We start from the raw sequence: 12,443 nt of genomic DNA on the forward strand, positions 1-12,443 counted from the left end.
CACGCCGGGCCGGACGCTGTTCTGTCCGGGTAGAGGTCTTAAGCGACGGTTGAGGCGTTACTAGCGTTAAGTCTTACTTAACTGCTTGCTTGCGCCGCGCAACATAAAGTAACTTCACTCCCAACGCGGCGTCGGGGTGGAGGGCATGGATGATCGTCGAGGAACGCGGCTCCGGGCCCGGTGCCGACGTGCTCATCCGTAAGGTCGACGGCCACCTCGCCGTGCTCCGCACCGGCCTGCACGGTCCCGAGCTGGAGCTGGCCGAGGAGCTGGCCCGCTGCCTCCGCGAGCTGGTCGTCGCCACCGCCCACTCCAGCGCCGCCGACCGCGGGCTGGTCCGCGCCGCGGTGCACTACTTCGTGCTGCGCCGGGAGAGCCGAGGCAAGCTGCTCCCGGTGCGCTCGCTCGCCGCCGCGCAGCGGGTGGTCAACAAGGTGGTCCGCCAGCTCGGCCGCCCCGACCTGCTGGTGGAGACCCGCCCCTCCCGCCGCTGAGCAGGACGTCTGCCGTCCCGCCCGGTCCGGATCCGCCGACCCGGGCCCGGCGGGCGGGTTTCCGGAAAAGCGCCCGGGGCGGCGACCGGGTGACGTCTGATCGTCGTGGCCGCAGCGTGCCGGCGCGCGCTGCCACCTCGACCGTGGAGTGCGCGTGCTCGTCCTGCTGATCCTGCACCTGGTGGCGGCCCTGCTCGCGCCGCTGCTGGTCCGGTGGTGGGGTCCGCGCGCCTGTTACCCGCTCGCGCTCGCCCCCGCCGCCACGGTCGGCTGGGCGGTCGCCCACACCGGTGCGGTCCGCGACGGCGGCGCGGTGGTCGAGACGTACCCGTGGATCCCGCAGCTCCAGCTCGACCTGGCGCTGCGCGTCACCACCCTGTCCTGGCTGATGCTGCTGCTGGTCGGCGGCGTCGGCGCGCTGGTGCTGGTCTACTCGGCCCGCTACTTCCACGCCGGCTCGGCCGGGCTGGCCCGGTTCGCGGCCGTCATGGTCGCGTTCGCCGGGGCCATGCTCGGCCTGGTCGTCTCCGACGACCTGCTGCTGCTCTACGTCTTCTGGGAGCTGACCACGGTCTTCTCCTACCTGCTGATCGGGCACAGCACCGAACGGCGGTCCAGCCGCCTGGCGGCCGCCCAGGCGCTGACCGTCACCACGCTGGGCGGGCTGGCCATGCTGGTCGGCTTCCTGCTGCTCGGCCACCACGCCGGCGGCTACCGCTGGTCCCAGCTCGTCGCCGGGCCGCTGCCCGGCGGCGGGTACCTCGCCGTGGCCGTGCTGCTGGTGCTGACCGGTGCGCTCGCCAAGTCGGCGGTGTTCCCGTTCCACTCCTGGCTGCCGGTGGCGATGGCCGCGCCCACCCCGGTCAGCGCGTACCTGCACGCGGCGGCGATGGTGAAGGCCGGCGTCTTCCTGGTCGGGCTGCTCGGCCCGGCGCTCGCCGCGGTCGGGCCGTGGCGCCCGGTCACCGCGGTCGCCGGGCTGGTCACCCTGGTCCTCGGCGGCTGGGCGGCGCTGCGCCAGACCGACCTGAAGCTGCTGCTGGCGTACGGGACGGTCAGCCAGCTCGGCCTGCTCGTCGTGGTGCTCGGCGCGGGCACCCCGAAGGCGGCGCTCGCCGGGGCGATGATGCTGCTGGCGCACGGGCTGTTCAAGGCGGCGCTCTTCCTCGTCGTGGGCATCCTCGACCACCGCGCCGGCAGCCGGGACCTGCGCGAACTGTCCGGAGTGGGGCGCGGGGCGCCGCTGCTGGCCGGCATCGCCGTCCTGGCCGCCGCCTCGATGGCCGGGCTGCCGCCGCTGCTCGGCTTCGTCGCCAAGGAGGCGGTCCTCGGCGCGTTCCCCGGCCGGCCGCTGGTGCTGGCGGTGGTGGTGGCTGGCAGCGCGCTCACCGTCGCGTACAGCATCCGCTTCTGCTGGGGCGCCTTCGCCGCGCGGCCGGGCATCCCGGACACCGGGATCGAGCGGCCCCCGGCGGCGATGCTCTGGCCGGCCGGCCTGCTCGCCCTGGCCGGGCTCGCCGCCGGGCCGGGGGCCGGCCCGCTCGGCGACCTGCTCCGCCCGTACGCCGAACTCTTCGGCCCGGTCGAGGAGCGCCTGGCGCTCTGGCACGGACCGACCGCGGCGCTGGGCCTCTCCGCCGTCGCCGTCGGCGGCGGCGTGCTGCTGCACCTGGTCCGCGGCCCGCTCGCCCCGGCGCTGGCCCGGCTGCGCTTCCCGGTCGGCGGCAACCAGGGGTACGAGTGGGTGACCCACCGGTTCGACCGGTTCGCCATCGAGGTCACCGGCGCGACCCAGCGCGGTTCCCTGCCGCAGTATCTCGGCACGATCCTGCTCGCCCTGGTGCTGGTGCCCGGCTCGGCGATGCTGCTCACCCGGCCGTGGCGGAACGAGATCGCGGCCTGGGACAACCCGGTGCAGCTGGTGGTCTGCGTGGTGATCGCGGTGGCCGCGCTGCTCGCCGTCCGCGCCCGGCGCCGGCTCACCGCGATGCTGCTGGTCGGCGTCACCGGCTACGGCACCGCGATGATGTTCGTCCTCTACGGCGCGCCCGATCTGGCGCTCACCCAGTTCCTGGTGGAGACCGCCACCATCGCGGTCTTCGTGCTGGTGCTGCGCCGGCTGCCGGAACGCTTCTCGGCCCGCCCGCTGCGCCGCAGCCGCTGGGTACGCCGGGGCATCGGGGCGGCCGCCGGCCTGGTGCTGGCCGGCCTCGCCCTGGCCGCGTCCGGCGCCCGGCGGTTCCCGTCGATCTCGGCGTCCTTCCCCGACCTCGCCGTGGCGCAGGGCTACGGCCGCAACGTGGTCAACGTGACCCTGGTGGACATCCGGGCCTGGGACACCATGGGGGAGATCTCGGTGCTGGTGGTGACCGCGACCGGGGTGGCCAGCCTGATCTTCGAGCGGTCCCGCACCGGGCCCCGGCCGCGCCGGCTGCGCCCCGCCGGGCCACGCCCCGACCGGCGCACGGTCTGGCTGCGCGGCGGGGCCACCCTGCCCGCCCGCCGGCGCTCGATCGTCTTCGAGGTGGTCACCCGGCTGATCTTCCACACCGTGCTGCTCTTCTCGCTGTTCCTGCTCGTCTCCGGGCACAACGCCCCGGGCGGTGGTTTCTCCGGCGGTCTCGTCGCCAGCCTGGCGCTGGCCGTCCGCTACCTGGCCGGCGGCCGGTACGAACTGGCCGAGGCCGCCCCGGTCGGGGCCGGCACGGTGCTCGGCGCGGGGCTCGCCGTCTCGGTCGGCGGCGGCGTGCTCGGGCTGCTGCTCGCCGGGGACGTGCTGCAGAGCGTCAAGGTGAACCTCTGGCTGCCGCTGGTCGGGCACTTCCACCTGGTCACGTCGCTCTTCTTCGACATCGGCGTCTACCTGATCGTGGTGGGGCTGGTGCTGGACATCCTGCGCAGCCTGGGCGCGGAGGTGGACCGGCACGTCGAGGCGGCGGGCGAGCCGGCCCGGGGGCTCGTCGTCGAGCGGGACGGGGGCCCGACATGACCAGGGGCGTCCCGGGACCCACCCTGGTCCTGGTGATCGCCGTCGGGGTGCTCGTCGCCACCGGCGTCACGCTGCTGCTGGAGCGGAGCCTGACCCGGATCCTGCTCGGCGTCATCCTGCTCGGCAACGGGGTGAACCTGCTGATCCTGCTCGGCGGCCGGTCCGGCGCCGCGCCCCTGGTCGGCACCGCGCCGGCCGGGGAGATGAGCGACGCCCTGCCGCAGGCCATGGTGCTGACCGCCGTGGTGATCACGTTCGGGCTGACCGCGTTCCTGCTCGCGGTGGCGTACTGGAGCTGGTACCTCAGCGGCGACGACGAGGTGCAGGACGACCTGGAGGACCGGCAGATCGTCCGGCTCGCCGAGCGGAACGAGGTGTCCACCGCGGACCTCGGCGGGGAGGGGCCGAACAACGACCCGGAGCAGGTGGACCCGGGGCCGGCGCTGCGCCGGCTGCGCCGCCGGGGGGAGCAAGGGTGAGCGCGAGGACGCGCATTCCGGGGCGGCTCGCGTGGGACGCGGTCGAGCCGGAATGCGCGCATGAGCCGGGTTTGCGAGCCCCGCAGTCGCGAACGGAGATGGCGCGGTGAGCACGACCGCCGCCCTGGTGCCGCTGCCGGTGGTGGTGCCGCTGCTCGGTGCCGCGCTCACCCTGATCCTGGCCAACCGCCCCGGGTTGCAGCGGTCGGTCAGCGTGGTCGGGCTCGCCACCACCCTGGCGGTCGCGGTGGTGCTGCTGGTCGAGGCGTACCGGCACGGGCCGGTGGTGGTCCGGGTGGGCGGCTGGCCGCCGCCGGTCGGCATCGTGCTGGTCGCCGACCAGTTGGCCGCACTGATGCTGGTGGTGTCCTCCGCGGTGACCCTCTGCGTGCTGCTCTACTCCATCGGGCAGGGTCGGGGGGAGACCAGCGAGAGCGCGCCGGTGAGCATCTACCACCCCACCTACCTGGTGCTCACCGCCGGGGTGACCAACGCCTTCCTCGCCGGGGACCTGTTCAACCTCTTCGTCGGCTTCGAGATCCTGCTGGCCGCGAGCTTCGTCCTGATCACCCTCGGCGGCACCGAGGCGCGGATCCGCACCGGCTCCACGTACGTGGTGGTGAGCGTCCTCTCCTCGATGATCTTCCTGGCCGCGGTCGGCCTGGTGTACGCGGCCACCGGCACCGTCAACATGGCCCAGCTCGCCGGGCGGCTGGACGCCCTGCCCGACGGCGTACGCCTGGCGTTGCAGCTGACCCTGCTGCTCGCCTTCGGCATCAAGGCGGCGGTCTTCCCGGTCTCCGCGTGGCTGCCGGACAGCTACCCGACGGCGCCCGCCCCGGTCACCGCGGTCTTCGCCGGCCTGCTCACCAAGGTCGGCGTGTACGCGATCATCCGCACCGAAACCCTGCTCTTCCCCGGCGGCCAGGTCTCCCGCCTGCTCATGGTGGTGGCCGGCCTGACCATGGTGGTCGGCATCCTCGGCGCGGTCGCCCAGTCCGACATGAAGCGGGTCTTCTCCTTCACCCTGGTCAGCCACATCGGCTACATGATCTTCGGGGTGGCGCTGAGCAGCGTCGCCGGCCTCTCCGGGGCGATCTTCTACGTGGTGCACCACATCACCATCCAGACCACCCTCTTCCTGGTCGCCGGGCTGGTCGAGGAGCGGGCCGGCAGCACCGACCTGCGCCGGCTGGGCGGGCTGGCCCGGATCACCCCGCTGCTGGCCGTGCTCTTCTTCGTCCCGGCGATGAACCTGTCCGGCATCCCACCGTTCTCCGGCTTCCTCGGCAAGCTCGGCCTGCTCCAGGCCGGGGTGGCGGCCGGCGGGACGCTGCCCGCCGTGCTGGTCGCCGCCGGGACGCTGACCAGCCTGCTCACCCTCTACGCGGCCTCCCGGGTGTGGAACATCGCGTTCTGGCGGGCGCCCCGGCTGCCCAGCTCCGGGCCGACCGTCCGACTGCCGGCGCTGATGGTCGGGGCCACCGCCGCCCTGGTGGCGCTCGGCGTCGCGCTGACCCTGGCCGCCGGGCCGCTCTTCCGGGTCACCGTGGACGCCGCCACCGACCTGCGCCAGCGCACCCCGTACGTGCGGGCCGTCCTGCCGGCGGAGGTGCCATGACCGACGACCTGCCCGCGGGGCGCCCGGCCCGCGACGACGGTCCGCCGGCGTCGGCCGGCCGCCCCGCCGTGGCCGACGGCCGCCCACCGCCGCCCACGGTCGGCCGCGGTGGGCGGCGCCGCGACCAGGCCGTCGCGCTCGCCTGGCTGGTGGCCGTCTGGATGCTGCTCTGGGGCGACCTCTCCTGGGGCAACCTGCTCGGCGGGCTCGTCGTCGGCGCGGCCGTGCTGCTCTTCTTCCCGCTGCCGCCGGTCACCTTCGGCGGCCGGCTCCGCCCCGGCGCGCTGCTGCTCCTCGCGGTCACCTTCGTCGGGGAGCTGGTCAGCGCCAGCGTGCACGTCGCCGCCGTCGCGATCCGCCCCGGCTACCGGCCGCGTGGCGCGATCATCGCGGTCCCGCTGCGGGTGCGCACCGACCTCAACCTGGCGCTCACCGCCGAGGTGATCTCCCTGGTCCCGGGCACCCTGATCCTCGAGGTGGACCGCGACCACGGCGTCCTCTACGTGCACGTCCTCGACGTACGCGGCCCCGGGGACCTGACCGCTGGCCGGGACCGCGTCCGCGCCGTCGAGCGGCGCATCGTCCGCGCCGTCGGCTCCGCCGCGGAGGTACGCCGGCTGCGCACCGAACCCGTCGACAGGAGGACCCACCCGTGACCACGTTCCTCGCCGTCGCGCTGACCGGGCTGCTCTCGGTCACCGCGCTGCTCGCCCTGGCCCGGATCTACCGGGGGCCCTCGCTGCTGGACCGGGTCGTCGCCGCCGACCTGCTGCTCTCCACCATGCTCGGCGCGGTGGGCGCCGAGGCGGCCGTCAACCGGCACGCCACCACGCTGCCCGTGCTGGTGGTGCTCTCCCTGCTCGGCTTCGTCGGCTCGGTCTCGCTGGTCCGCTTCGCCGTCCGCGAGGAGGCGTGATGGGCGTCGTCGCCGACTGGCTGGGCGCGGCCTGCCTGCTGGCCGGGGCGCTGCTCAGCCTGGCCGCCGGGATCGGCGTGCTGCGGTTCCCGGACGTGCTGGACCGGATGCACGCCGCCACCAAGCCGCAGGTGCTCGGGGTGCTGCTGCTCCTGCTCGGCCTGGCGCTGCGCCTGCGTACCCCGTCGGACCTGGGGATGATCGCGCTGGTCGCGGTCTTCCAGCTGGCCACCGCGCCGGTCGCCGCGCAGATGATCGGGCGGGCGGCCTACCGGTCCGGGCGGGTCGACCGGGACCTGCTGGACGCCGACGAGCTGGCGGGGCGGTGAACCGGACGGCGGGGAGGCTTCCGGGCACCTTCAGCGGACGCCCAGCCGACGCCGATAAAATGGTCGCATGATCGACTCCTCTGCCCAGGAGGGCAGCAGTAGCCAGCCGGGTCGTGCCCGGCAACCCTTCGCCCCGACGGCCCCGGGAGCCCTGAGCGTCCCGTGTTGATCCTCGTCGGGCTTTTTCTCATCATCGTTCTCACCGCCGCCACCGGTTACTTCGTGGCGCAGGAGTTCGGCTACGTCGCCGTGGACCGGGGCAAGCTCAAGCAGCTCGCCGACGGCGGCGACCAGGCCGCCGCGCGCGCCCTGGCGGTGACCGGGCGGCTGTCGTTCATGCTCTCCGGCGCCCAGCTCGGCATCACCGTGACCGCCCTGCTGGTCGGTTACGCCGCCGAGCCGTACCTGGGCGCCGGGCTGGCCGAGCTGCTCGGCGTCGCCGGGGTCTCCACCGCCGTCGCGCTGCCGCTGTCGGTGGTGCTCGCCCTGATCATCGCCACCGTGGTGCAGATGGTCCTCGGCGAGCTGGCGCCGAAGAACCTCGCCATCGCCCGCGCCGAGCCCCTGGCCCGGGCGCTCGCCCGGTCCACCCTGATCTACCTGAAGATCGCCGGACCGGTGATCACCCTCTTCGACCGGGCCGCCGTGCGGCTGCTGCGCCGGGTCGGCATCGAGCCGATCGAGGAGCTGCCCAGCGGCGCCACCCCGGAGGACCTGGAACAGATCATCGCCGAGTCCCGGGAGGAGGGGCACCTCGACGCGGCGATGTCGGACCTGCTCGACCGGGGTCTCGACTTCCGGGAGCTGACCGCCGGGGAGGCGATGGTCCCCCGGGTCCACGTGCACACCGTACGGGCCGACGAGCCGGTCAGCCGGGTCGTCGAGCTGCTCGACACCGGCCACTCGCGGTTCCCCGTCCGGGGCGCCGAGGGCGTCGACGACCTGGTCGGCGTCATCGGCATCGCCGACGTCCTCGGCGTACCCCCGGCGAAGCGGGCCACCACCCGGGTCGGCGCGGTGGCCGTACCCCCGCTGCTCGTGCCGGAGACGCTGCCGCTGCCCACGGTGCTGGACCGGCTCCGGGTCGGCCACCGGCAGCTCGCCTGCGTCGTCGACGAGTACGGCGGCTTCGCCGGCGTGATCACGCTGGAGGACATCGCCGAGGAGCTGGTCGGGCCGATCCGCGACGAGGACGACCCACCGGAGCGGGCCCCGGCCCGGCAGGAGGACGGCTCCTGGGTGGTGCCGGCCCGCTGGCGGATCGACGAGGTCGCGGACAGCACCGGCATCGCGCTGCCCGAGGCGCCCGAGTACGACACCCTCTCCGGGCTGGTCATGCGGGAGCTGGGCCGGGTGCCCGAGGTGGGCGACCGGCTGGAGATCGCGCTCGCCGCGGACGGCGAGGAGCCGGACGTCGAGCCGCGCGCCCTGGTCGAGGTGCTGGCCGTGGACCGGCACGTGGCCGACTCGGTCCGGCTGCGGACGACCGCCGTGGAGCGCGGGGAGGAGGCGGCATGAGCCCCGGGTTCGCGCTCTTCTTCTCCGTGGTGCTGCTGGCGCTCAACGGCTTCTTCGTGGCCGCCGAGTTCGCCCTGGTGGCGGCCAAGCGGTACCGCCTGGAACAGATGGCCGCCGGCGGCGGCCGGGCGGCCCGCGCGGCGCTGGACGGCGTCCGCGAGCTGAGCCTGATGCTGGCCGGCGCGCAGCTCGGCATCACGCTGTGCACCCTGGGCCTCGGTGCCCTGGCCGAGCCGGCCATCGAGCACCTGGTCAGCCCGCTGCTGCACGCCGTGGGGCTGCCGGACGCGGTCGGTCGCCTGGTGGGGCTGCTGTTCGCGCTGGCCCTGGTGACCTTCCTGCACCTGGTGGTCGGCGAGATGGCCCCGAAGTCCTGGGCGATCACCGACGCGGAGCGCTCGGCGACGCTGCTGGCGCTGCCGTTCCGGGCCTTCGCCCGGGTCGCCCGCCCGGTGCTCTCCGCGCTGAACGCGCTGGCCAACGCGGTCCTGCGGCTGGTCGGCGTACGTCAGCAGGACCAGCTCGCCCAGGTACACGGCCCGGACGAACTGCGCATCCTGCTGGAGCAGTCCCGCGAGCACGGGCTGCTCGGCGCCGAGCAGCACCAGCTGCTGACCAGCATGCTGGAGCTGCAGGGCACCCGGGTGGCGCAGGTGATGGAGCCGTTCGACCGGATCGTCACGGTCCGGCGGGAGGACACCGCCGACCGGATCGAGCACGTCTCGCGGGACAGCGGCCGGTCCCGGCTGGCCGTGCTGGACGCCGGCGGCGAGGTCTGCGGGCTGGTCCACGTACGCGAGGCGGTCCGGGCGGTCACCACCGGCCGGCCGGCGACCGCCGGTGAGCTGATGACCCCGGCGTTCACTCTGCCCGGGGAGGCCACGGTCACCGAGGCGGTCGCGGCGATGCGCGGCCAGCAGGCCCAGTTGGCGCTGGTCCGCAACGGCGGCGGCCCCACCCGGCCGATCGGTTTCGTCGCGCTGGAGGACCTCCTCGAGGAGGTCATCGGCGAGTTCGACGACGAGACCGACCCGGTGCCCCGGGGCCGCCGGCTGCGCTGACGCGCTCCCTCCCCCCTCCAGCCGGCCGCCGGGTCCCCGCGACCCGGCGGCCGGCTGTCCTTCCGCCACCGCCGCCGGCAGGAGTGGCCGGTCGGGGAGCGGGAAAGCGGACGGGCCGGGGGGAAGGAGCGCGGGGATGCGGCTGACCGGGGTGTCGTCGGAGTCGGTGTGGACGGGACTCTCGGTGAGCACCACGCTGCCCAACCCGAGCACCCGCCCGGGACTGCGCCTGCCCGGCCGGGTCACGCTCACCTCCGCCGGTACGGACGTCGCGGTCCGGCACATCCGGCTGGGGCTGGTCGCGCAGGTCGAGCCGGAGGACCCGGGCTCGCCGCGGCGGCTCGTGCAGTATCACCAGGTGCCGATCGCCGGCCGGTTCGTGGTGCCGGCGGGGCGGCGGCGGGCGGTCGAGTTCGCGTTCCCGCTGCCCTGGGAGACCCCGGTGACCATCTTCGGCGGGGTGCCGCTGATGAGCCTGCGTACCGGGTTGCGGACCGAGGTGTCGGTCGATCCCGACCTGGATCAGGGGGCGATGGTGCCGGTCTTCGTCCACCCGCTGCCGACCCAGCAGCACGTGCTGGCCGCGCTGGAGACCCTGGGCTTCGTGATGCGGCAGGCGGGGCTCCAGCACGGCCGGCTGCCCGGGGTGGAGCAGACGTTGCCGTTCCACGAGCGGCTGGGCTACTGGGTGGCCCCGCTCTACGCCGGCCCGATCACCGAACTGGAGGTGATCTTCGTGACCAACCCGGCCGGGCTGGAGGTGCTGCTCTGGATGGACCGCCGGCTCGCCCTGGCCGGGGTGACCCACCAGAGCATCAGCCGGTTCCGGGTCTGGCACGCCGGGGCCGAGCGGCGGGACTGGGTCGCCACCGTGGACGGCTGGCTGCGGCACGCGATCAACCGGCACGCCGCCGCCGCGGCGCACGCCGACTGGTCCGCCACGGTCAGCGAGTCCGCCCACGTCAGCCGGGCGCCCGACGAACCCGTCGCCCCCGGCTACGGCCTGGGCGGTACCGCCGGCGGCGCCGGCGTCGGCGGTGGCGGCGACGGCACCTGACCGGGAGAGGTGCCGCCGCGAGGCGTCAAGGAGGGGCCTCTCCTTACACCGAGGCGGTGGCGAGCTTCAGGCTGAAGCCGAGGAAGAGCATCGCCACGGCGGTGATGCCGCCGGCGGCCAGCCGACGCCGACGGTGGAACTGGGTGGCCAGGAAGGTGCCCGCGAAGATCAGCGCGGTGAGGTAGAGCGCGCTGGTCACCTGGGCGATCAGCCCGAGCAGCAGGAACGACAGCGCCGGCCAGGCGTACCCGGGGTCGACGAACTGGATGAAGAACGAGATGAAGAAGAGGATCGCCTTCGGGTTGAGCAGGCTGATGACGAGCGCCCGCCGGAACGGGCTGCGCAGCGCCGCCGGCTCCGCCGCGTCGATCAGCCGCGGGGCGGCGGGGTCGTTGCGGTCGCGCCAGCGCCGCCACGCGCCGCGCAGCATGGTCAACCCCACATAACCGAGGTACGCGGCGCCCGCGTACTTGATCACCAGGAAGAGCGGCGGGTACGCCTTGAGCAGCGACGCCACCCCGGCGGCGGAGAGGAACATCAGCACCGAGTCGCCGACGAACACCCCGCCGGCGGCCCGGTAGCCGGCCCGTACCCCGCGCTTGGCGGCGGTGGAGAGCACGAAGAGCGAGTTCGGCCCGGGGAGCAGCACGATCGCCACGGTCCCCAGCACGTACGTCCAGATGTCGGTGATGCCCAGCACGCCGGACATCATGACGCCGCCGGCACCGCCGGGCGAAGCCTTTCCCGCAGCGTGACCTGTGCGTTCGGCCACTCCTCGGCGAGCATCGAGTAGAGCGCCGACTGCCGCCAGGTGCCGTCGGCGCGCCGCCGGTTGGACCGCAGCGTCCCCTCCCGGGTGGCGCCGAGCCGCTCGATGGCCCGCTGCGACCGCTCGTTGAGCGTGCTGGTCTGCCAGGTGACCCGGACCGCGTCCAGTTCCTCGAAGGCCCGGGTGAGCAGCAGCAGCTTCGCCTCGGTGTTGATCCCGGTACGCCACCACGGCCGACCGAGCTGGGTGTAGCCGATCTCGACCGCGCGCAGGTCCGGGTCGGGCTGGTAGTAGGAGGTGGTGCCGACCACCGCCCCGGTCACCGCGCACCGCTGCACCCAGGGGGTCCGGACGCCGCGGTGGTGGGCGTCCAGCGCGGCCCGGACGTACCCGGCCATCTCCTCGGCGCTGCCGGGGCGCGGGCTGCCGACGTACCGCCACACCTCCTCGTCGTCGAGGGCGGCGTACAGCTCCTCGGCGTGGGACTCGTCGAGCGGTTCCAGCACCACGTGCTCGCCCCGCAGCACCACCGGGTCGAGCCAGGGCGAGCGGGCCGGCCGCAGGTACGCCGGCACCGGCGCGGTCACCCCGTCGGCCGGTACCGGGATCCCGGGGGTGAGGCGCAGCGGCAGCACTCCGGCCCAGTACGGCAGGTCGAGGTCGGCGGGGTCGTCGTTGGCCCCGCCCGCGCGGGCGCGGACGGACACCTCCCGCAGCGGCAGCGCCAGCACGGCGGTCTCGGCCAGTTCCTTGCGGCTCGGCGGTCGGCTGTCCCCGGCGCGACCCGGGGCCACCTTCTCCACCAGGGCGGTCAGCACGGCCAGCTTCTCCCGCTCGTCGGTGACCAGGCGGGCGCTGCCGTGCACCACCACCGACCGGTAGTTGGCGCTGTGGTTGAACTGCGACCGGGCGAAGACCAGGCCGTCGAGGTGGGTGACCGCGACGCAGACCGGCAGGCCGTCCCCGGTGCGGGCGGCGAGCAGCGGCCGGCTGCCGGTGGAGCCGTGCAGGTAGAGGGTGTCGTCCACCCGGACGTGCAGGGTGGGCAGGACGCGCGGCTCGCCGTCCACGACGAACGCCAGCGCGCAGTGGTACCCCTCGTCGAGCACGGCGTGCGCGGCGGCCGCGTCGTAGCTCATCCGGTCGCGCATCCGGGTGGCGGTGGTCCGTTCGGTCGGGGGGTACATGCGACATCCCACCTTTGTTCTAG

At 74.4% G+C, this 12,443-nt stretch carries 12 protein-coding genes; 10 read left to right on the forward strand and 2 right to left on the reverse strand.

All coding sequences use genetic code 11. The annotated features are described in order from the left end of the window. Positions 1 to 149: 149 nt before the first annotated feature. The 10 genes from ACGFI9_RS13350 (at position 150) to ACGFI9_RS13395 (ending at position 10,464) form a co-directional block, all read left to right on the forward strand. A complete protein-coding gene (locus ACGFI9_RS13350) occupies positions 150 to 494 on the forward strand; it encodes a hypothetical protein (protein WP_393178214.1) in 345 nt (114 codons plus the stop codon). Positions 495 to 648: 154 nt separating this feature from the next. Then, complete coding sequence (locus ACGFI9_RS13355) at positions 649 to 3,483, forward strand: Na+/H+ antiporter subunit A (RefSeq protein WP_393178215.1); 2,835 nt, start codon at positions 649 to 651, stop codon at positions 3,481 to 3,483. After that, positions 3,480 to 3,962 carry a Na(+)/H(+) antiporter subunit C gene (locus ACGFI9_RS13360; RefSeq protein ID WP_393178216.1) on the forward strand — a complete coding sequence of 161 codons (483 nt, stop codon included), beginning with the start codon at positions 3,480 to 3,482 and terminating at the stop codon, positions 3,960 to 3,962. The genes ACGFI9_RS13355 and ACGFI9_RS13360 overlap by 4 nt, the downstream gene beginning before the upstream one ends. A 106-nt stretch (positions 3,963 to 4,068) precedes the next feature. After that, a complete protein-coding gene (locus tag ACGFI9_RS13365; protein ID WP_393178217.1) occupies positions 4,069 to 5,583 on the forward strand; it encodes a Na+/H+ antiporter subunit D in 1,515 nt (504 codons plus the stop codon). Further along, entirely contained in the window at positions 5,580 to 6,239 is a 660-nt protein-coding gene (locus tag ACGFI9_RS13370) for a Na+/H+ antiporter subunit E (RefSeq protein ID WP_393178218.1), read from the forward strand. The genes ACGFI9_RS13365 and ACGFI9_RS13370 overlap by 4 nt, the downstream gene beginning before the upstream one ends. Next, on the forward strand, positions 6,236 to 6,499 hold the full coding sequence (locus tag ACGFI9_RS13375) for a monovalent cation/H+ antiporter complex subunit F (protein ID WP_393178219.1): 264 nt from the start codon (positions 6,236 to 6,238) through the stop codon (positions 6,497 to 6,499). Before ACGFI9_RS13370 ends, ACGFI9_RS13375 begins: the two co-directional genes overlap by 4 nt. After that, positions 6,499 to 6,828 carry a monovalent cation/H(+) antiporter subunit G gene (gene mnhG / locus ACGFI9_RS13380; RefSeq protein ID WP_393178220.1) on the forward strand — a complete coding sequence of 110 codons (330 nt, stop codon included), beginning with the start codon at positions 6,499 to 6,501 and terminating at the stop codon, positions 6,826 to 6,828. Before ACGFI9_RS13375 ends, mnhG begins: the two co-directional genes overlap by 1 nt. Before the next feature lie 162 nt (positions 6,829 to 6,990). Beyond that, positions 6,991 to 8,346, forward strand: a complete 1,356-nt coding sequence (locus ACGFI9_RS13385) for a hemolysin family protein (RefSeq protein ID WP_393178222.1) — start codon at positions 6,991 to 6,993, stop codon at positions 8,344 to 8,346. After that, entirely contained in the window at positions 8,343 to 9,407 is a 1,065-nt protein-coding gene (locus ACGFI9_RS13390; protein WP_393178223.1) for a hemolysin family protein, read from the forward strand. The genes ACGFI9_RS13385 and ACGFI9_RS13390 overlap by 4 nt, the downstream gene beginning before the upstream one ends. A gap of 136 nt (positions 9,408 to 9,543) precedes the next feature. Next, positions 9,544 to 10,464, forward strand: coding sequence for a sporulation protein (locus ACGFI9_RS13395; RefSeq protein WP_393178225.1), 921 nt, complete (start codon positions 9,544 to 9,546; stop codon positions 10,462 to 10,464). 43 nt (positions 10,465 to 10,507) lie between these two features. Here ACGFI9_RS13395 and leuE read toward each other — a convergent pair whose 3' ends face one another. Both leuE and ACGFI9_RS13405 read right to left on the reverse strand, forming a co-directional pair. Continuing rightward, positions 10,508 to 11,176: a leucine efflux protein LeuE gene (gene leuE / locus ACGFI9_RS13400; RefSeq protein WP_393178226.1), complete on the reverse strand. Its 669-nt coding sequence runs from the start codon at positions 11,174 to 11,176 to the stop codon at positions 10,508 to 10,510. Further along, entirely contained in the window at positions 11,173 to 12,420 is a 1,248-nt protein-coding gene (locus ACGFI9_RS13405) for a bifunctional pyridoxamine 5'-phosphate oxidase family protein/GNAT family N-acetyltransferase (RefSeq protein WP_393178227.1), read from the reverse strand. The genes leuE and ACGFI9_RS13405 overlap by 4 nt, the downstream gene beginning before the upstream one ends. Positions 12,421 to 12,443 lie beyond the last annotated feature (23 nt).

This window comes from Micromonospora sp. NPDC048930 (genome assembly GCF_043197935.1).
Classification (GTDB): Bacteria; Actinomycetota; Actinomycetes; order Mycobacteriales; family Micromonosporaceae; genus Micromonospora.

Excerpts from the sequence above, each read along its gene's own strand:
- ACGFI9_RS13350 (WP_393178214.1), top strand. The coding sequence starts at position 150 with ATGATCGTCGAGGAACGCGGCTCCGGGCCCGGTGCCGACGTGCTCATC.
- ACGFI9_RS13360 (WP_393178216.1), top strand. The coding sequence starts at position 3,480 with ATGACCAGGGGCGTCCCGGGACCCACCCTGGTCCTGGTGATCGCCGTC.
- ACGFI9_RS13370 (WP_393178218.1), top strand. The coding sequence starts at position 5,580 with ATGACCGACGACCTGCCCGCGGGGCGCCCGGCCCGCGACGACGGTCCG.
- mnhG (WP_393178220.1), top strand. The coding sequence starts at position 6,499 with ATGGGCGTCGTCGCCGACTGGCTGGGCGCGGCCTGCCTGCTGGCCGGG.
- ACGFI9_RS13390 (WP_393178223.1), top strand. The coding sequence starts at position 8,343 with ATGAGCCCCGGGTTCGCGCTCTTCTTCTCCGTGGTGCTGCTGGCGCTC.
- ACGFI9_RS13395 (WP_393178225.1), top strand. The coding sequence starts at position 9,544 with ATGCGGCTGACCGGGGTGTCGTCGGAGTCGGTGTGGACGGGACTCTCG.
- leuE (WP_393178226.1), bottom strand. The coding sequence starts at position 11,176 with ATGATGTCCGGCGTGCTGGGCATCACCGACATCTGGACGTACGTGCTG.
- ACGFI9_RS13405 (WP_393178227.1), bottom strand. The coding sequence starts at position 12,420 with ATGTACCCCCCGACCGAACGGACCACCGCCACCCGGATGCGCGACCGG.